Consider the following 17,932-nt stretch of genomic DNA (forward strand, 5'->3'; position numbering starts at 1 on the left):
AAATTTAAAGAGGTATTTCATGGCTAACAAAGAAAAAATAGAACACCTCGAGCGGAAGATGGAGGCCCGCCACATCCAGATGATCTCCTTAGGGGGCGTGATCGGGACGGGGCTGTTCCTTAGCTCAGGCTACACCATCAAGCAAGCCGGCCCTATTGGCACCATTATTGCCTACTTCTTCGGGGCTATCCTGGTCTACGCGGTCATGCTCTGTCTTGGCGAATTGTCCGTGGCGATGCCTTACACGGGCTCTTTTCACGTTTATGCTAAAAACCTGCTCAGTCCCGCCACCGGCTTTACCGTGGCCATCCTTTACTGGCTGACCTGGACCATTGCCCTGGGCAGTGAATTTACGGCTTCCGGGATCATCATGCAAAAGTGGTTCCCGGGCATCCCGGTCTGGGTCTGGAGCCTGGTCTTCATGACCTTGATCTTTTTATCCAACTACTTCTCAGTCAAGGTCTTCGCAGAAAGCGAGTTCTGGTTTGCGGCCATTAAGGTAGCAGCCATCGTGGCCTTTATCATCCTGGGATCTCTAGCCATTATCGGTCTGATCCCCATGAAGGGCTACCAGCAGGCGCCCGGCCTGGCCAATTTGACCAAGAATGGCTGGTTCCCGACCGGCTTTGGCGGCGTCTTCACCACTATGCTCACGGTCAACTTTGCCTTTTCCGGGACGGAATTAATCGGGATCACGGCCGGAGAAGCCAAGAATCCAGAAAAGACCCTGCCCAAGGCCATCCACACCACCTTGTGGCGCTTGATCATCTTCTTCATCGGCTCCATATTCGTTATGGCCTGCCTGATTCCTTACAAGCAAGCCGGCGTGAGCGAGAGTCCTTTTGTCCACATCTTCAAGCAAATGGGCATCCCCTACGCCAGCGACATCATGAACTTCGTCGTCTTGACAGCCATCATCTCTGCTGGCAATTCCGGCCTGTACGCTTCAACCAGAATGCTCTGGTCCCTGGGCAATGAAGGCACCATCCCGGTTACCTTCGCCAAGACCAACAGGCGGGGGATCCCAGCCATCTCCCTCGTTGTCAGCATGCTGGGCGGGATCTTCTCACTTTTAACCAGCGTCTACGCTGCCGACACCATCTACTTAGTCCTGGTTTCCATTTCCGGCCTGGCCGTTGTCTTTGTCTGGATGGCGATTGCTCTTTGCCAGATCAGCTTTAGAAAAAAGTGGCTGGCTGAGGGCCACAGCGTCAGCGAGTTGAAGTTCAAGACTCCTTGGTACCCCTTCACCCCGTGGTTCGCCTTTATCGCCAGCTTGGCCTCCTGCCTCCTCATCTGGTTTGACCCCTCACAGCGGGTGGCCCTGTACGCCACAGTTCCGTTCGTGGGTCTGTGCTATCTTGCCCACTACTTTTATGCCAAAAAGAAACAGGCAAAAGCCTAAAAAATCGTCCTTCCCTTATAGCATTTGTTTTTAAAGGTGCTATTATAGGAAAGGACTTTTTTAGATTCAAATTTAAGATAGAAACCTGGCAAAACAATGCAAAAATTTACCCCAATCCTGTTAGGCAGCGACATCAACGTGTATGGGATGGCGCGCTCTTTTAACGAAGCTTACGGCATCAAGGTAACAGCCCTGGCCGCCAGTACCCTGGCTCCCACCCGCTACTCCAAGATCGTCAATATTGAGCAGCACCCCGGCTTTAGCGAAGACCCAGAATTCATCAAGGTCATGCGGGAAAAGATCAAGGAATACAAGAACCACGAAGAACCGGTAATCCTGATCTCCTGCGGGGACGGCTATTCCGAGCTTTTGGCCAAGCACAAAGAAGAATTGGAAGAGGCCTTTATCGTGCCTTATATCGACTACAGCCTTTTGAAAAAGCTGATCTCTAAAGAGGGCTTTTACGAAGTCTGCGAAGAATACGGCTTGCCATACCCGAAGACCAAGATCATCACCATGGCCGACTACCAAGATGGGTCTTACGCAGATGTACCTTTCGCCTTCCCAGTTGCTTTAAAGCCAGAAGACCCAGTTTCCTGGCTGGACGTTCAATTTGAAGGACGGAAGAAGGCTTTTGTCATCAAAGACTTAGCTGAATTCAAGGACATCGTGGGTAAGATCTACACTAATGGCTATAAAGAAGACCTGATCCTGCAGGACTTTATCCCAGGCGACGACTCTAACATGCGGGTTTTGAACGCCTATGTGGATAAGCATCACCGGGTCAAGATGATGTGCCTGGGGCATCCGCTTTTGGAAGACCCAGACCCAATTGCCATCGGCAACTACATGGTGATTACGCCGGACTATGACCAACGGCTCTACGACACGGTTAAGGCTTTTTTGGAAAAAATTAACTACACTGGCATGGCCAACTTTGACATCAAGTACGATAGCCGTGATGGCCAGTACAAGTTCTTTGAGATCAACCTCCGCCAAGGCCGGTCCTCCTTCTACGTCACCTTGAACGGCTACAACCTGGCCAAGTGGTACATCGATGACTACGTAGAGGACTCCTTAAAGGACAAGGAAACCGTCTATGGCAACAAGAATCCGCAAACCCATCGCCTCTGGCTGGGGGTTCCGCCTAAGATTTTTGAAAAGTACGCTGTTGACTCAGATGCCAAGATGGCAGCCATGGCCCTCTTAAAGGCCAAGCGCTACGGGACGACCGTCTTTTATAAGAAGGACTTCAGTCCCAAGAGATGGCTGCTGATGAAGCACATGTACCACAACTACTACAAGGACTACGAACGCTACTTCAAGGTCAACAAAGCAGCTTACTTTGACAAGTAAAAAGACAAAAATGGCACTTCCTGTTGGAAGTGCCATTTATTTTTATCTTAGTTGTGGAATTCGATAACGATGCAGACCATTGCGTTAACGCCAGTGCCGTAGTGGCCAACGCCGATGTAGGCTTGGTGGTTGCCACCATCAACCATCATGGTGTAGTGTTCGTAAGTCCCGCTGATGTTGGTGATGTTCTTTCTGGTCTTCTTAACAACGATGGCTTGGTAGTCATTCTTTTCGTCTTGCATGTTTTCGGTGAAAGTGCTCTTGATTGCGGATGCCATTGCGCTAGTGGCGTTGCCAGTATTAGCGTCGTAGTAGCAAGCGTGAAGAGTTTCACCGCCGTGGTAGTAAACCTTGCCTTTAACGATTGGGTAAGTGTTCAGGTAAGTTGGGAGGCTTTCGTAGCCAGAGTGGTCGTAAGTCCCAGTAGTTACGTATTGCTTTGCCTTAGCAGTAGCACGCTTGTCCAAAACGGCGTTGTACTTGGAGTTAAGACGTACGGCCTTAACGCCTGCCTTAGCACGGAAGCTGTTAACAACGCTCAAAGCTGCTTGACGCAGTTGCAGTTGGTTGTCAGTTGAAGTTGCCTTAACAGCGGCCTTCTTAGTTTTCTTAACAGCCTTGTAGGTGATCTTAACCGTCTTGTTCTTGGTCTTAGAAGTTACCTTAGCAGCCTTAACAGTTGAAGTGCTTGCCCTTGTAGCCGGATTGAGTAGGAGCCTTGTAAGCCTTCCAAGTAGCCTTGCTCCACTTCTTGCCTCTCTTCTTTAAAACAGCGACTTGCTTAACAGTTGTGTAGTGGCTAGGACGGTAAACCTTGATTTTCCGGGTTACAGTCTTAGTAGTTGAGGCCTTTGCTGAAACAGGAGCTGGCGTTGCTGCTAAGCCAAGGAAAGCTGCAAATGCTGCCAGCGTTAAAATTGTCTTTTTTATAATAGCACCTCTATATCTACACAACGATACGTATTACTTGCTTCTTATCTTTGCACTTATGATTATAGACGCTTTATTGCTGTTTGTCGATAGATTTCCTCTGAATTCTATTACTTTTTACTTATAAAAAGCGTGAATCAGCAAATAGCGTTGTCGTAGTGCTGTTCTAGACTATATAGATAATCATCTATAAATTACGACTACACTTTTCAATCCTATCACCTTTTTGCCTTTGCAAAAGCTTGTTATATAGCCGTTCTTTGGCTAATATTTGACAATTTTGAATGCTTTTTAAATTGTTGAAATAGAATAACTTATAAGTAACTATTCAGCTGCAATCCCAAATATCAGCCTGTAAAATATTATTAATTGCTTAATAGTTGACTATAACAAATAGTGAAGATTATTTCTACTTAAATATAATCAGTGTACAATGATATAGCAGAGTCAGATTATAAGAATGATTACATTTAACTTATCAGCATAGTGTTTTTCTTTCTTAAGCAAAAAAGACTTCTAGCATTTTGCTAAAAGTCTTTCTTTGTTCTGTTTGTTACTATTTATTTTTGAGTCACAAAGGTCGGCAATCAGTCACATCCAAACCATGTCATACCAGCGGCCAAACTTGTTGAAGCGGCCCACCTGCTGATAGAGTCGTCAGGTACTCGTCCGCCTCCTGCGTCAAAAAAGCTTTGGCTAACAAGGGTTGGGGGAATTGGGCGACCAAAATCGGCTTGGCTAACAAGGGTTGGGGGAATTGGGCGACCAAAATCGGCTTGGCTAACAAAGGTTGGGGGAATTTGGCGACCAAAATCGCTTTGGCTAACAAAGGTTGGGGGAATTTGGCGACCAAAAATCCCCATGGCTAGCAACGGTTGAGGGAATCTCCCCCGCCCAAGCAAAAAAGAACTCGCTAAAGCGAGTTCTTTTAGATTTATTCGTATTCGATCGTTGCAGGTGGCTTACTCGTCACATCGTAGAGTACGCGGTTAACCTGCTTGACTTCGTTGACGATCCGAACTGAGATCTTTTGCAAAACATCCCATGGAATCTGAGCAAAGTCAGCGGTCATCCCGTCGATGGACGTCACTGCCCGGATGCAGACTGCGTAGTCGTAGGTCCGGCCGTCGCCCATAACCCCAACGCTGCGCATCCCTGGCAAGGCAACGAAGTATTGCCAGATGCTTTCTTGCAGACCAGCGTTCTTGATTTCTTCACGCAAGATTGCGTCAGCATCGCGCACGATCCGCAACTTTTCTTCAGTGATTTCACCGATCACCCGGATAGCCAAACCTGGGCCCGGAAATGGCTGACGCCATACCAAGTCGTGTGGCAAGCCCAGCTTTTCGCCTAAGACGCGGACTTCGTCCTTGAACAATTGACGGAGTGGTTCGATCAGCTTAAATTGCAGGTCTTCTGGCAAGCCCCCAACATTATGGTGGCTCTTGATGGTGTGGGCCGTGTCGGTACCTGATTCGATAACGTCAGTGTACAAGGTCCCTTGAGCCAAGAACTTAGCGTTCTTGATCTTCTTAGCTTCATCGTTGAAGACTTGTACGAATTCGTTACCGATGATCTTCCGCTTCTTTTCTGGGTCAGTAACACCGGCCAGCTTCTTCATGAAGCGGTCCTTAGCATCAACTCTAACGATGTTGACGCCCAAGCCTTCCTTCAAAGCAGCCATAACTTCTTCGCTTTCGTTCTTTCGAAGTAGACCGTGATCAACGAAGATCGCCGTCAATTGGCTGCCGATAGCCTTGTGCAAAAGCGTTGCAGTAACGCTGGAGTCAACCCCGCCGGAGATCCCCAAGATAACGTTGCTGTCGCCTACTTCTTCGCGGATGCTTTCTACTGACAAGTCAATAAAGTCATCCATGGTCCAGTTGGCTTCAGCCCCGCAAACGTCAAAGGCAAAGCGGCGCAGGATGTCCAAGCCGTATTCAGAGTTGCGCACTTCAGCGTGGAACTGAATAGCGTAGAACTTGCGGCTTGGGTCTGCCATAGAAGCGATTGGACAGTTGTGGCTGGAGGCCAAAACCTTGAAGCCTGCTGGTACTTTAGTTACCAAGTCGCCGTGACTCATCCAAACCACTTGCTTTGCTGGCAAGCCCTTGTAGATCAAGGCTTCTGGGTCCTTAATTTCGATTTCAGCACTGCCGTACTCAGCGTCTTCTGCCTTTTCGACCTTACCGCCCAGTTCCTTGGTCATCAGCTGCATCCCGTAGCAGATGCCCAAGATTGGAATCCCTAGTTCAAAAATTTCTGGGTCCACATCCAAGGCGTTTTCGTCGTAAACGGAGTTTGGACCACCAGAGAAGATGATCCCCTTAGGAGCGATCTGCTTCACTTCGTCAGCCGTGATAGTATGTGGCAAAAGTTCTGAGTAGATGCCAAAGTCACGAATCCGGCGGGTGATCAATTGGTTGTATTGGCTGCCGAAGTCCAATACGATAATTTTGTCAAAGTTGCTTAAGTCAATCTTGGCCATTAGAAGTCGATCCCTCCGTAGTTAGGTGCTGCCTTGCTCATCATGACATCGTGTGGGTGAGATTCACGCAAACCAGCGTTGGAAATGCGGACAAATTGTGCAGTTTCAATCAGCTTTTGGATGTTTTCAGCAGCGCAGTAGCCCATACCTGAACGCAGACCGCCCAAGATTTGGTAAACAACGTTGTTAACTGAACCCTTGTAAGAAACAACAGCTTCGATCCCTTCTGGAACCAGCTTGTTGGCTTCGTTAACGCCGCCTTGGAAGTAACGGTCGCTTGAGCCGTGTTGTTGTGACATCGCACCAACTGAGCCCATGCCGCGGTATGACTTAACCAAACGGCCGTCTGCGCCTTGTTGCACGTCGCCAGGTGCTTCTTCAGTACCTGACAGCATGGAGCCCAGCATTACAGCATTGCCGCCGGCTGCCAAAGCCTTAACTACGTCACCAGAGTACTTGATCCCACCATCAGCGATGATTGGCTTGCCAAATTCCTTAGCAACGTCAGCTGCGTCGTAAATCGCAGTCAATTGTGGTACGCCGACACCGGCAACGACTCTAGTAGTACAGATTGAGCCTGGCCCAATCCCAACCTTAACAACGTCAACGCCGGCTTCAAACAAGGCACGGGTGCCTTCGCCAGTAGCCACGTTACCAGCAATCAAGGTGTTCTTTGGGAAGTGGTCGCGGATTTCCTTGATCTTGCGCAAAACGCCAGCTGAGTGGCCGTGAGCCGTGTCGATTACGATCGCATCAGCACCAGCTTCAAACAAGGCTTCTGCTCTTTCAAAGGTGTCGCTAGTAACGCCGACAGCAGCAGCTACCAAGAGCTTGCCGTCCTTGTCAACGGCTGCGTGAGTGTCAGCTTCAGTAACTGGGGTGTTCTTAGCCAGTCTTACTTCGTCAGCTTGTGCCTTGATTGAAAGGTTCTTGTGGATAACCCCCAAGCCGCCCATCTTGGCCATGGCAGCAGCCATCTTGCCTTCAGTCACAGTGTCCATCCCGGCAGAAACGATCGGAATGTTCAACTTCAGGTTGTCGGCTAATTGCGTTGACAGATCGACTTCGTTTGGTAAAACGTGACTTTCGGCTGGAATTAAGAGCACATCGTCAAAAGTAATACCTTCTTTAGCAAATTTGGTTTCCCACAAAGACATGATTTCATCCTTTCAAAAAACTCTGATACTTTTAATTAGACAACTTTACACGTTTTTTAGCCTTAGGTCAACAAAAAGCGAATCATTGGCTTATTTTTTTAATCAATTGCTTATTTACAGCCCAAATTCGCAATTTTTCCACAAATATATTTGATTTAATTCGGTTTTTGCTGTAATATTTAGCAATAACTTAACAAATTATCTTATCTATATATCGCTGTAATATGGTCAGCAGTCTCTACCCGGGGCCGTAAATCCCGGACTATAGGTACTAGAAGTCTGTTCGACAATATTTGATATTGCCCTAGCTTCTTTTACCTGCTTTTTCGTAGTTTTGGTAAAAGAGGCTTTTTGCTTTTATCGTTTATTTGTTCATAAGGAGTAACATGAAGCTTTTAGAAGAACGTATTGAAAAAGATGGCGTTGTTTTGCCTGGGGATGTCTTAAAAGTTAATTCCTTCCTCAACCACCAAATCGATCCCCAATTAATGATGACTCTGGGCGAAGAATTTGCCCGCCTCTTTAAAGACGCCGGCGTCACCCGCGTCTTGACGGCAGAAGCCAGCGGGATCGCTCCCGGGATCATGGCTGCCTACTGCTTGGGCGTACCGATGGTCTTTGCCAGAAAAAAGAAGCCATCTACGGTAACCGACAACGTCTACACCGCTGAAGTCTTCTCTTATACCAAGCACGTAACCAACACCATCTCTGTTGAAGCCAAGTTCTTGGACAAAGACGACAAGATCTTGGTGATCGACGACTTCTTGGCTAACGGCGAAGCAGCCAAAGGCTTGATCTCTTTGGCTGAACAAGCCGGCGCTGAAGTCGTTGGCGTGGGCGTTGTCGTTGAAAAAGCCTTCCAAGGCGGCCATGACTGGCTGCTTGACCACGGCTACCGCTTGGAAGCTTTGGCCAGCATCAAGGAATTCAAAGACGGCAAGGTTATCTTTAACTAAGATTTACGTGGGAGTAAAAACTAAAAAATGGATCAAACTCAAGAACCATCACAAGGACGTTCTTTTGTACTGGGCCTGCAGCACCTGTTAGCCATGTATTCTGGCGCAGTTGCAGTTCCAATCTTGATTGGGAACGCCCTGCACTTTAACTCAGAACAATTGACTTACCTGGTTTCCATCGACATCTTCATGTGCGGGCTGGCTACTCTGCTCCAATTGATGCGGAACCGCTACTTTGGGATTGGCTTACCAGTCGTTTTAGGCTGCGCCATCCAAGCCGTTGCCCCACTTGAAATGATCGGGCAAAAGTACTCAGTCGGCACCATGTACGGGTCCATCATCGTGGCCGGGATCTTCGTCTTCTTGATCGCTGGGGTCTTCTCCAAGATCAAAAAGCTCTTCCCGCCAGTCGTTACCGGGACTTTGATCACCACGATCGGTTTAACCCTGATCCCAGTCGGTATCCAAAACCTGGGCGGAGGCACGGCGACAGCAAAGGACTTTGGCAGTCCCAAGAACTTGATCGTTAGCTTTGTGACCATCTTGGTCATCGTGGCCTTACAAGCCTTTGCTAAGGGCTTCTTGTCCTCCATCTCTGTTTTGGTTGGCCTGATTGTCGGCACCCTCTTAGCAGCCTGCCTGGGCATGGTTAGCCTGACTCCAGTTAGTCAAGCAGCCTGGTTCCACTTCCCACAATTCTTCTACTTCGGGATGCCAAAATTTGAATGGTCATCCAGCTTAACCATGATGATTATCGCCCTGGTTTCCATGGTGGAATCAACTGGCGTCTTCTTCGCCTTGGGCGACTTGCTGGGCAAGGAAATTACGGAAGATGACTTAAAGCGTGGCTACCGGGCTGAAGGCTTGGCCCAAATCTTCGGCGGCCTCTTCAACACCTTCCCATACACGACCTTCTCCCAAAACGTAGGTCTGCTCCAATTGTCCGGTATTCGGTCCAAGCGGCCAATCTACTGGGCAGCTGGCCTTTTGATGGCCATGGGGCTCTTGCCAAAGGTCGGTGCCCTGGTAACCATCATGCCAACTGCCGTTTTGGGCGGGGCCATGGTGGTCATGTTCTCCTCCATCGCCGTGCAAGGGATCAAGATGCTCTTAAAGGTTGACTTTAACGACAACCACAACCTCTTGATCGTAGCCATCTCCTTGGGGCTGGGCCTGGGCGTATCAGTTTACCCAAGTATCTTCCAATTCCTGCCTGCATCCCTCCAGCTTTTCCTGGAAAACGGGATCGTTATTGCCTCCATCTCTTCAGTTCTCTTGAACCTGATCTTTAAGGGCAAAAAGGGATTGGACGAATAAGTCAAATCTATACATTCATTGATTAGCGAAAATCGAAGCTGCCACTTGGCAGCTTTTTTCTTTTGCCTACAGCACGATCACCTGCACGATCTCGTCTAAATCCAGCTTTTGCTGACCAATCAAGATTCCGCCTTCCTGGTCAGTCGAAACCGGCCCCGTTACCGTCTTAAAGTGGCCCTCGCTGTCGACTTGGCTGAGAACGACCTTGACCTGCTTTTCGCTAAAGCAGGCTAGGTAAAGGGCATTAGCTGCCTCTTCTTGACTCATCATTTCCGGCTTAAAAGCGGGCGCTGCATTAGTTTTGCGGGCCTTAGCCAATTGCTCGCGGTGGTCGCTTAGGAAAAAGCCTTCCCACTTCAGCATCCCCCGGTCTTGGTAGTGGGCAAAAAAGTCCTCTACCCGCTTGTCAAAGGCACTCATGCCTGGTGGCCACCAATCAGGCGGCTGCGGCGAATAGCCGTTGCGCCCGGCAAGAGGCTGGCGGCCCGGACCAGGCTGACAAAGCCGTATTTGTTCCGGATTTGGTCCACAATCTGGTCAAAGCGCCGCTTCTTTTCGGCTGCTTCCGGGGAAATAAACAAGTCCAGCTGTATGGCCGCTGCCGGAGTCAGGTAGCCGCAAGATACCCCCAACTGCCGGACGGCTTGCCCCTGCCAATTTTGGCGAAAAATTCTCCACAGATAATCCACCAGATCTTTGGACACATCGGTGGGCGTGATCTTGACCTGCTTGGTAAAGCCGCGCTCTTCTTCTAAATAGGAGTAGCCGACTTCTAGGCGGACCTGACCGGCTAAAAGTCCCTTAGCCCGGATCCGGCTGGCTACTTGGTCAGCTAATTCCTCGATCACGATCTCGATCTGCCGCTGGTCCAAGTAGTCCCGGTCTAAGATCTGTGAGTTTCCGCAGCTTTTCCCATGGGGCCGGCGCTCTTTGATGATACTCCGGTCCACCCCCCAGCTGATGGCAAAAAGCTGGTCGCCCAAAATACCAAATTCCTTGTGAAGTACAGCGGGATCGCTGTGGGCCAGCTGGTACATGTTATGGATACCCAGTCTTTCCAGCCTCCGCGCCGTCCGGGTATTGATGCTCCACACGTCTTCCAGCTGCTTGACCTGCCAGATGGTATCAGGAACGTCGATATAGTGCCAGTAGGCAATCATCGACTTGCGGTGCTTGGCTGACAGGTCCATGGCCAGTTTGGCCAGCAAAGGATTTTCCCCAATCCCGCAGGTGGTATAAAGGCCTAGTTCATCATGGATGTCCTTTTGAATCTTTCGGGCCACCAAGTATGGATCGTCGCCAAACAGCTTCCAAGAAGCAGTCATGTCGATCATGGCTTCATCAATCGAGTAGACATAAATATCCTCATCAGCAGCATATTTTCTAAAAATCTCCCGCACTGCCATGCTCTTTTCAATATATAACGACATGTGCGGCTGGACGATCATTAAATCTGGTGCTTCTTGCCGGCTGGGCAGGTCTTTGGCCCGCATAACGTTCTTTAAGCCGTACTTGCTCTTGGCCACAGGAGAAGCCGCCATGACCAAGGCACTCTTTCCGGCTTCTGGCCGAGACAAGACGACGAGCGGTACCATCATCGGGTTCAGCCCCAGTCGCAGGGCCTCACACGAGGCAAAAAAGGACTTGTTGTCAATCATGAAAATAACCCGGTGCGGCTCATAGCGGTAATCATACATCGTCTTTGCCCCCTCACTTGACATTTTCGTAATTTTGAACACTTGTTCGAAACTTGATAACTCTATTTTAGAACGTTAGTTCGAAATTACAAGCGAACGCAGAAAAAAATTGCTTCAAAATTTTTGAAGCAATTTTCGTTTTATTCAGTTTTACCTTTTTCATTGTTATTCGGCTTAATAGTCGCCGTTCATGATCGTGTTCTTGACGATCACGTAGTCAACCCGCTTGATTGATTCTAGGTCCTTGCCGCCGGCGTAAGAAATTGAAGACTGCAAGTCTTCCTTCATCTCTTCCAAAGTGTCGGCGATGTGGCCCCGGTATGGCACCAGCATCTGCTCGCCTTCAACGTTGCGGTAAGCACCCTTTTGCACTTCACTGGCTGAGCCCCAATATTGCTTATAGGTCTTGCCGTCAATCTTGATGATGTTGCCAGGAGATTCTTCATGACCAGCTAGCATGGAGCCGATCATGACCATGCTGGCGCCGAAGCGGACCGACTTGGCGATGTCACCGTTGTGGCGGATGCCGCCGTCAGCGATCAATGGCTTTCTGGCTACCTTGCTGCACATTCTTAAAGCTGCTAACTGCCAGCCGCCCGTACCAAAACCGGTCTTGAGCTTGGTGATGCAGGCCTTGCCTGGGCCAACGCCCACCTTGGTAGCGTCAGCACCGGCATTTTCCAGTTCCCGGACAGCTTCTGGGGTAGCCACGTTGCCGACCGTCAAAAAGGTATCTGGCATCTTTTCCTTGATGTACTTAATCATCTTGATCACGTAAACGGAATGACCGTGGGCCACATCGATAGTGGTGTATTCTGGGATCAAGTTTTCCTTAACCAGACTGTCGATAAAGTTGTATTCGTCATCCTTGATGCCAACGGAAATTGAGGCAAAAAGGCCCTTTTCGTGCATCATCTTGATAAAACCAGCCCGCTTTTCTGGGGCAAAGCGGTGCATCACATAGTAGTAGCCATTTTCTGCCAGCCAAACAGCTAAGTTTTCATCGATTACGCTGGCCATGTTGGCTGGAACGACTGGAATCTTAAAAGTTCGGTTTCCAAACTTAACGCTAGTATCGCATTCCTTACGGGATTTTACAATTGCTTTGTTGGGAACCAGTTGAATATCATCATAGTCAAAGGCTTCCATACTGAAATAATTACTCACTTTTCCAGCTCCTTTTCTAAATTACCTTTGATACTTTACTTACATTTTTATAAAAAGTCAAGACTTATTCGGACAATTCACGAACGTTTAAAAAATATTATTCGGATTTTTATTGACTAATTGGCTCGTAAATGCTAATCTTTCATACGTAAGTTTAACGAAATATTTTTTGAGGTGAAAAAATGACATCAATCGCAGTTGTCGGCAGCCAATGGGGCGACGAAGGCAAGGGTAAGATTACTGACTTTTTAGGAACGACCGCTGACTTATCAGTCCGCGCCAACGGTGGTAACAACGCTGGCCACACCATCGACTTTGATGGCAAGGAATTCAAGATGCGGCTCATCCCTTCCGGGATCTTCGCAGCTAAGTTAGGCGCCGTAATCGGCAACGGGGTCGTTATCAACCCAGAAGTCCTTTTAGGCGAATTAGACAACCTGGAAAAGAGCGGCATTGACACCAGCAACTTAAAGATCTCAAACCGCGCGCATGTGATCATGCCTTACCACGTAATGCAAGACACTTATGAAGAAGAAGCTAAGGGCAGCCTGAAGGTCGGCACGACCAAGAACGGGATCGGGCCAACTTACATGGACAAGGCTTCAAGAATCGGTATCCGGGTTTGCGACTTGATCGACCCAGAAACTTTTGCAGAAAAATTGCGCTTCAACTTGGAAAGCAAGAACGCGCTGTTCACCAAGGTTTACGGCAAGCCAGCTATGGACTTTGACGAAATCTACAACAAGTACGTTGAATACGGCAAGCGCATCGCTAAATACGTTTGCGACACTTCCCTTTACGTTAACGACGCCTTGGACAAGGACGAAAAGGTCCTCTTTGAAGGTGCCCAAGGGATCATGTTGGACATTGACCAAGGTACCTACCCATTTGTCAGCTCCTCTAACTCCGTTTCCGGCGGGATTGCTTCCGGCAGCGGGATCGGTGCTAACCGAATCAAGACGGTCTTGGGGATCTGCAAAGCTTACACCACTAGAGTTGGTGCTGGTCCATTCCCAACTGAATTGAATAACGAAACTGGCGACAAGATCAGAGACATCGCCCACGAATACGGTACGGTTACTGGCCGTCCACGCCGGGTTGGCTGGTTTGACTCAGTTGCCCTGCGTCACGCTAAGCGTGTAGCCGGCATCAATGCTTTGAGCTTGAACCTGCTGGACGTCTTCAGCGGCTTTGACAAGATCAAGGTCTGCGTCGCTTACGACTTGAATGGTGAACAAATCGACTACTACCCAGCCAACTTGAAGGAAGTTGAAGCTTGCCAACCAATCTACGAAGAATTGCCAGCTTGGGAAGAAGACATTACTTCTGCTAAGAAGTGGGAAGATCTTCCAGAAAACGCGCAAAACTTTGTTAAGAGAATCAGCGAATTAACTGGCGTACCAGTTGTGACTGTTTCTGTTGGTCCTGACCGGGAGCAAACCATCGTTTTGCAAGACCCATGGACTTTGTAAAAAAATTGATACCTACTAAGAACCTCGTCTTTGACGGGGTTCTTTATTTTGGCAAAAAATGTTTTATCTTGTTTTACTTGAAGAAAGTGCTACCATAGAGGCGTAAATAATATTATTTGGAGGAGATGTTTTTATCATGAAAAGCAAAAATCTTTTTCAATCCGTAAAGGATGTACTAAATGGTAAAATCGCTCTAAGTATCTTTACCTTTTCTACTACCTTCATAGCTGGTTTTGCGGCAGCGACTGTTGCCTTAGGGCTCAAGGGCGGTTATCATAACAGCCCCATAGCCGAAGCTATTATCTGCGGACTTATCCTCTTGTTCTATGGTATCTATGGCACATACAAGCTCTACAAGTTAAACAAGGTAAAAGTCAAGTTGACTACTAATAAATTTAGAGAGAGATTGTGGAATATTTTAACTGGAAAGGGAAGTTTGAGCATTATTGCGTTTTCTGATTCTTTATTTGCTGGCTTTGCAGTTGGGGCTATCGCCTTTTGGAATAGAAGCACAGGCAATTATGATCCAACCATTGAATTGGCCATAATCGCCATTTTCTCTTTTGGCTTTTCAATTGAAGAATTCTACAAGCTCAACAAAAAATAACACGCAAAAACCGTCTAGCTTAGAGCTAGACGGTTTTCCACTTTAATTATCCACACTGAGGATGGTGACTTGGTAGTCTCCCATCGGCGCTTCAACCGTTACCACATCCCCGACCTTGTGGTGCATCAGGGCGTGGCCCAAAGGACTGTCAAAGGGCAGCTTGCCATCGCCTACAGCCTCTTCCATCCGGCCCACGATCTTGTAGCTTTCCTCTTCCCCATCGTCTTCATAGCGGATGGTAACATTTTTTCCCAGGTTGACCTTGCCGTCATTCTTGATCTCAATAATTTCTGCATACTTGAGCTGCTTGTTGAGATAGCGTACCCGGCTGTCCAAGTGCCGCAATTCCCTTTTGGCCGTTGAATATTCTGTATTTTCCGACAAGTCGCCCAGGGCCCTGGCCTCCTTTAAGTTCTGCACCCGTCTTGGCCGATCGGCCTTTAGCGCAGCGATCTCGTCTTCAATCTGCTTGTAGCCTTCCTTGGTCATTTTTTGAAAGTATACCATCTTGATCCCCTTTGCTTCTTCCAGTGAAATTCAATGCCTATAGTATAGCTTGTTAAGCTGTTTTTGTAAAAAGTTTGTTAGCAGTCGAAAAAGTCGAGTGCTAATTGCACACTTTTTTAAAAAAGGGACTATAATATTAGGTGTAGAGAAAGGAAAGCGATAACAAAGCAGCAATCCTTTCTCCCCTCTCTGTTTGTAAAAAAAGCAATTGAATAATTTGTTGAAGGGAAGTTTTAAATTATGGCTAATGATTTGATGAACCGTTACAACGACTTGTTCGACCACATGGGGGGCTGGCTTGACAACTCCAAGGACTTCTTGGACAGCCACGCCTTTAGGAACATTTTGCAATCAGACGTTGTTGAAGATGACAAAGAATACACTGTAAAGGTTGACGTACCAGGGATGAACAAGGATGACATCCACCTGGCATACAGCGATGGCATTTTGACCATTTCTGGCCACCGCAGCACCTTCAAAGACGACAGTGACAAGAAGAAGAACTTGGTTCGCCAAGAACGCAGCGAAGGCTCCGTATCAAGAAGCTTTAGCTTGCCAAACGTAGATAAGAAGAACATCTCCGCTAAATTGGACAATGGCGTTTTGACCATCACCTTGCCAAAGGCTAGTCCAGTTGAAGACGAAGACAGCATCACGATCGAGTAATTTTGCTAGGTCCGTAGAGTCAGAGAAGCCCTCATGGGCTTCTTTTTTTGCCAAAAATTTCAGTATAAAACTTGTGAAATTGTGAAAAGATGCCATTTAAGCATCAAAATTGACCGCTTAGGCAAATTTGGTTTCTTCTCAATTAATCGCATTATAATAACGATTGTGATCAGAAGATCATCCAAATTCAATTTGTGACCGGGAGGGTTTAACTATGGAAAAGTTACTGGTCTACCTTAAAATTCGCTTTAATAAAATTACTAATTAACATTGGCGAGTATTCTAGCGCCAAAAATCTTGTTGAAAATATTGATAATCCAGAGTATAAAGAGTTACTAGATAGTGAAATAGATTTTCTATTGTAAATAGGAGAACACGGTTATGGAATATGTAATTTTGTTAGTAGTTGGCTTGCTACTTATTGTAGGTGGTGCCTTTGCTTTTAAACAAACTAAGAAGTATCTTGAGTTAAAAACAAATAGTGGCAATTATTCTAATGATCAATGGTGGGGATTTGCTCTATGGGGTGGATATATTGGAGCAGGCATCTTGTCACTAGTTGGTGCTATTTTAATTATTGTTTCTGTAATTTCAATGCTATAAATTAATCATTAATAGTATTATTTAGGTAACTACCTAGGTAACGCTATTTTTTATTAGAGTCAGGAATCTTTTTATGAAAAATTTAGATAAAACAGAGCTTCTAAAAATTAAAGGCGGTACTACACAATCTCAGCTTTCTGCTTATATTACCACCAACTTTATTAACATATGGGGCTTTAATACTGATAAGAAAAGCAGTCAATTATACAAGAATTTAGTTAAAGCTTTTAGAAAGCAACGAGTAAATATCAATGAGCAATACATTTGAATTATTTAGCATACTTGCCAATATTATACTAAGTTTGATTGTAGACTTATCTATTTTTACAAAAACATCTATGGTCAAGTTTACGTCATCCCAGAAAATTCTTGTCACTGCTTTTTATATTTTTTGCTTTATAGCCTCCGTATTAATCCCGTCTAATGTAGTCGTCAATATTTCGATTACAATTGTAGAAATTCTTTTCTTCACACTACTTGGTTTAAGAAACACAAAAGATAAATTTCTAATTCTAGGTGCTGCGCTTCTCCTAGGAATTTTTGACTCCATTACTATCATCCTTTCTAACTTAATTCTTTTCTCTTTCCCATTTTGGACTCTAGTAATTTAGATTTCTTTACTAATATTGCGATTATTATTATTAGTTACCTACTACTCCTTAAAATTATTCCCAAAATCATTACTAATCTAACTAGCACCAATAAAAAAGTTTTTATTGGTGTTTTGGCGTATATATATATTAGTTCGACGGTTCTTAACGCGTATGTTTTAAGCGATACCAAACCAACCGAGGTCATCATTGTATCTTTAGCTTTATTGTTTTTGCAATCGATTTTTATTTTGATCATGTATATTTCTTTAGTCGAAATACAAAAGAAGTTGCTTTCCCATACTCAACAAAAAGAACTGCTCCAGGAAAAGCAGGAACTAGAAGAATACTCATCTTATCTAGATCAAAACGAGGATGATCTTCGCAGGTTTAAGCATGATTATCAAAACATTCTTAATAGCTTAAAAATTGACGCTCAAGAAGGCAATGTCAAAGGCGTTATTGACAAATTAAGTGAATATACAAATAGTCATTTTAACGAAGAAGCATTACGAAAGTACAAAGACTTAAATCATATTCATATAAAGGAACTTAAAAGTATAGTATTTAGCAAACTGACACAAATGTACAATTTAGGAATTTTATATAGCTTTGGATGTGAATCCGAAATTTATGAAATTCCCCAAAATATCGATTTACTTGATTTGGTGAGAGTGATTGGTATTACTTTTGACAACGCAATTGAGGCAGAAACGGATTATTTTAACTCCAATTTCCTTCAGAAACAAGACTTACGAATTGAAGCCATGTATTATCAAGATCATGACGACTTTGAGTTTATGATCAGAAATCGAATTCCTAATTCTGATATTACTTTGAGTCAGTTAACTGAAAAAGGATATACGACTAAAAAGCAACATCCTGGCCTCGGATTAGCAAACGTTAAGCAATTTTCTCAAAAATACGACAATGTCATAATTGACTATCATATCAAGGATACTTGGTTTATTTTCAATCTAACCATCCTGCCAATAGATGAGGTAACAGACTAGC

19 protein-coding genes and 1 riboswitch are annotated in these 17,932 nt (G+C 46.0%); of the genes, 10 read left to right on the forward strand and 9 right to left on the reverse strand.

The genetic code is table 11. The annotated features are described in order from the left end of the window. The first annotated feature begins 19 nt into the window (after nucleotides 1-19). Both FC20_RS02960 and FC20_RS02965 read left to right on the forward strand, forming a co-directional pair. Nucleotides 20-1,405, forward strand: a complete 1,386-nt coding sequence (locus FC20_RS02960; RefSeq protein WP_008462093.1) for an amino acid permease — start codon at nucleotides 20-22, stop codon at nucleotides 1,403-1,405. A gap of 96 nt (nucleotides 1,406-1,501) precedes the next feature. Continuing rightward, complete coding sequence (locus tag FC20_RS02965; RefSeq protein WP_056945310.1) at nucleotides 1,502-2,761, forward strand: carboxylate--amine ligase; 1,260 nt, start codon at nucleotides 1,502-1,504, stop codon at nucleotides 2,759-2,761. Between the two features lie 47 nt (nucleotides 2,762-2,808). Here the strand turns inward: FC20_RS02965 and FC20_RS10820 are convergent, their stop codons facing one another. The 5 genes from FC20_RS10820 to guaB form a co-directional block, all read right to left on the reverse strand. Then, nucleotides 2,809-3,303 (reverse strand): CAP domain-containing protein, encoded by a 495-nt coding sequence (locus FC20_RS10820; RefSeq protein WP_008463520.1) that lies wholly within the window; start codon nucleotides 3,301-3,303, stop codon nucleotides 2,809-2,811. A 130-nt stretch (nucleotides 3,304-3,433) separates the two neighbouring features. Further along, nucleotides 3,434-3,715 carry a hypothetical protein gene (locus tag FC20_RS10825; RefSeq protein ID WP_008463518.1) on the reverse strand — a complete coding sequence of 94 codons (282 nt, stop codon included), beginning with the start codon at nucleotides 3,713-3,715 and terminating at the stop codon, nucleotides 3,434-3,436. Nucleotides 3,716-4,298: 583 nt separating this feature from the next. Then, the gene (locus tag FC20_RS10830) at nucleotides 4,299-4,520 is read right to left on the reverse strand and encodes a hypothetical protein (RefSeq protein ID WP_236697629.1); all 222 of its coding nucleotides are present in this window, start codon (nucleotides 4,518-4,520) and stop codon (nucleotides 4,299-4,301) included. Between the two features lie 105 nt (nucleotides 4,521-4,625). Further along, nucleotides 4,626-6,179 carry a glutamine-hydrolyzing GMP synthase gene (gene guaA / locus FC20_RS02985; protein ID WP_008463514.1) on the reverse strand — a complete coding sequence of 518 codons (1,554 nt, stop codon included), beginning with the start codon at nucleotides 6,177-6,179 and terminating at the stop codon, nucleotides 4,626-4,628. Continuing rightward, nucleotides 6,179-7,336 carry an IMP dehydrogenase gene (gene guaB, locus FC20_RS02990; protein WP_008463512.1) on the reverse strand — a complete coding sequence of 386 codons (1,158 nt, stop codon included), beginning with the start codon at nucleotides 7,334-7,336 and terminating at the stop codon, nucleotides 6,179-6,181. Before guaB ends, guaA begins: the two co-directional genes overlap by 1 nt. 187 nt (nucleotides 7,337-7,523) lie before the next feature. Then, nucleotides 7,524-7,621: riboswitch (purine riboswitch) on the forward strand. A gap of 101 nt (nucleotides 7,622-7,722) precedes the next feature. Here guaB and FC20_RS02995 point away from each other — a divergent pair. Next, nucleotides 7,723-8,292, forward strand: a complete 570-nt coding sequence (locus FC20_RS02995; RefSeq protein ID WP_008463509.1) for a xanthine phosphoribosyltransferase — start codon at nucleotides 7,723-7,725, stop codon at nucleotides 8,290-8,292. Between the two features lie 27 nt (nucleotides 8,293-8,319). Continuing rightward, nucleotides 8,320-9,609, forward strand: coding sequence for a nucleobase:cation symporter-2 family protein (locus FC20_RS03000; protein WP_008463507.1), 1,290 nt, complete (start codon nucleotides 8,320-8,322; stop codon nucleotides 9,607-9,609). A 66-nt stretch (nucleotides 9,610-9,675) separates the two neighbouring features. On the opposite strand, the gene FC20_RS03005 is transcribed toward FC20_RS03000, so the two are convergent. The 3 genes from FC20_RS03005 to FC20_RS03015 all read right to left on the reverse strand — a co-directional run bounded on the left by FC20_RS03005 (nucleotide 9,676) and on the right by FC20_RS03015 (nucleotide 12,473). Next, entirely contained in the window at nucleotides 9,676-10,029 is a 354-nt protein-coding gene (locus FC20_RS03005; RefSeq protein WP_008463504.1) for a hypothetical protein, read from the reverse strand. After that, nucleotides 10,026-11,306: a Y-family DNA polymerase gene (locus tag FC20_RS03010; RefSeq protein WP_008463501.1), complete on the reverse strand. Its 1,281-nt coding sequence runs from the start codon at nucleotides 11,304-11,306 to the stop codon at nucleotides 10,026-10,028. Before FC20_RS03010 ends, FC20_RS03005 begins: the two co-directional genes overlap by 4 nt. A 174-nt stretch (nucleotides 11,307-11,480) precedes the next feature. Next, entirely contained in the window at nucleotides 11,481-12,473 is a 993-nt protein-coding gene (locus tag FC20_RS03015; protein WP_008463499.1) for a GMP reductase, read from the reverse strand. A 182-nt stretch (nucleotides 12,474-12,655) separates the two neighbouring features. Between FC20_RS03015 and FC20_RS03020 the strand changes: the two genes are divergently transcribed. Both FC20_RS03020 and FC20_RS03025 read left to right on the forward strand, forming a co-directional pair. Beyond that, complete coding sequence (locus FC20_RS03020; protein ID WP_008463497.1) at nucleotides 12,656-13,945, forward strand: adenylosuccinate synthase; 1,290 nt, start codon at nucleotides 12,656-12,658, stop codon at nucleotides 13,943-13,945. Between the two features lie 136 nt (nucleotides 13,946-14,081). Then, the gene (locus FC20_RS03025) at nucleotides 14,082-14,552 is read left to right on the forward strand and encodes a hypothetical protein (protein ID WP_008463495.1); all 471 of its coding nucleotides are present in this window, start codon (nucleotides 14,082-14,084) and stop codon (nucleotides 14,550-14,552) included. 42 nt (nucleotides 14,553-14,594) lie between these two features. Here the strand turns inward: FC20_RS03025 and greA are convergent, their stop codons facing one another. After that, entirely contained in the window at nucleotides 14,595-15,059 is a 465-nt protein-coding gene (gene greA, locus FC20_RS03030; protein ID WP_008463493.1) for a transcription elongation factor GreA, read from the reverse strand. A 240-nt stretch (nucleotides 15,060-15,299) separates the two neighbouring features. Here greA and FC20_RS03035 point away from each other — a divergent pair, with 240 nt between their 5' ends. From FC20_RS03035 to FC20_RS03055, 4 genes are all read left to right on the forward strand, one after another. Continuing rightward, nucleotides 15,300-15,725, forward strand: a complete 426-nt coding sequence (locus tag FC20_RS03035; protein ID WP_008463491.1) for an Hsp20/alpha crystallin family protein — start codon at nucleotides 15,300-15,302, stop codon at nucleotides 15,723-15,725. Between the two features lie 381 nt (nucleotides 15,726-16,106). Continuing rightward, nucleotides 16,107-16,328 (forward strand): hypothetical protein, encoded by a 222-nt coding sequence (locus FC20_RS03040; protein WP_008463489.1) that lies wholly within the window; start codon nucleotides 16,107-16,109, stop codon nucleotides 16,326-16,328. 73 nt (nucleotides 16,329-16,401) lie between these two features. Beyond that, on the forward strand, nucleotides 16,402-16,596 hold the full coding sequence (locus tag FC20_RS03045; protein ID WP_039944440.1) for a hypothetical protein: 195 nt from the start codon (nucleotides 16,402-16,404) through the stop codon (nucleotides 16,594-16,596). A gap of 579 nt (nucleotides 16,597-17,175) precedes the next feature. Continuing rightward, on the forward strand, nucleotides 17,176-17,931 hold the full coding sequence (locus FC20_RS03055; RefSeq protein WP_008463487.1) for a GHKL domain-containing protein: 756 nt from the start codon (nucleotides 17,176-17,178) through the stop codon (nucleotides 17,929-17,931). The last annotated feature ends 1 nt before the right edge of the window (nucleotide 17,932 follow it).

It is taken from the genome of Lactobacillus equicursoris DSM 19284 = JCM 14600 = CIP 110162 (assembly GCF_001434815.1).
Lineage (GTDB): Bacteria > Bacillota > Bacilli > Lactobacillales > Lactobacillaceae > Lactobacillus > Lactobacillus equicursoris.

Bases quoted from the DNA above. Each gene is read 5' to 3' on its own strand.
- FC20_RS02960 (WP_008462093.1), top strand. From the start codon at position 20: ATGGCTAACAAAGAAAAAATAGAACACCTCGAGCGGAAGATGGAGGCC.
- FC20_RS02965 (WP_056945310.1), top strand. From the start codon at position 1,502: ATGCAAAAATTTACCCCAATCCTGTTAGGCAGCGACATCAACGTGTAT.
- guaA (WP_008463514.1), bottom strand. From the start codon at position 6,179: ATGGCCAAGATTGACTTAAGCAACTTTGACAAAATTATCGTATTGGAC.
- guaB (WP_008463512.1), bottom strand. From the start codon at position 7,336: ATGTCTTTGTGGGAAACCAAATTTGCTAAAGAAGGTATTACTTTTGAC.
- FC20_RS02995 (WP_008463509.1), top strand. From the start codon at position 7,723: ATGAAGCTTTTAGAAGAACGTATTGAAAAAGATGGCGTTGTTTTGCCT.
- FC20_RS03000 (WP_008463507.1), top strand. From the start codon at position 8,320: ATGGATCAAACTCAAGAACCATCACAAGGACGTTCTTTTGTACTGGGC.
- FC20_RS03005 (WP_008463504.1), bottom strand. From the start codon at position 10,029: ATGAGTGCCTTTGACAAGCGGGTAGAGGACTTTTTTGCCCACTACCAA.
- FC20_RS03010 (WP_008463501.1), bottom strand. From the start codon at position 11,306: ATGTATGATTACCGCTATGAGCCGCACCGGGTTATTTTCATGATTGAC.
- FC20_RS03020 (WP_008463497.1), top strand. From the start codon at position 12,656: ATGACATCAATCGCAGTTGTCGGCAGCCAATGGGGCGACGAAGGCAAG.
- FC20_RS03025 (WP_008463495.1), top strand. From the start codon at position 14,082: ATGAAAAGCAAAAATCTTTTTCAATCCGTAAAGGATGTACTAAATGGT.
- greA (WP_008463493.1), bottom strand. From the start codon at position 15,059: ATGGTATACTTTCAAAAAATGACCAAGGAAGGCTACAAGCAGATTGAA.
- FC20_RS03035 (WP_008463491.1), top strand. From the start codon at position 15,300: ATGGCTAATGATTTGATGAACCGTTACAACGACTTGTTCGACCACATG.
- FC20_RS03040 (WP_008463489.1), top strand. From the start codon at position 16,107: ATGGAATATGTAATTTTGTTAGTAGTTGGCTTGCTACTTATTGTAGGT.
- FC20_RS03045 (WP_039944440.1), top strand. From the start codon at position 16,402: ATGAAAAATTTAGATAAAACAGAGCTTCTAAAAATTAAAGGCGGTACT.
- FC20_RS03055 (WP_008463487.1), top strand. From the start codon at position 17,176: ATGTATATTTCTTTAGTCGAAATACAAAAGAAGTTGCTTTCCCATACT.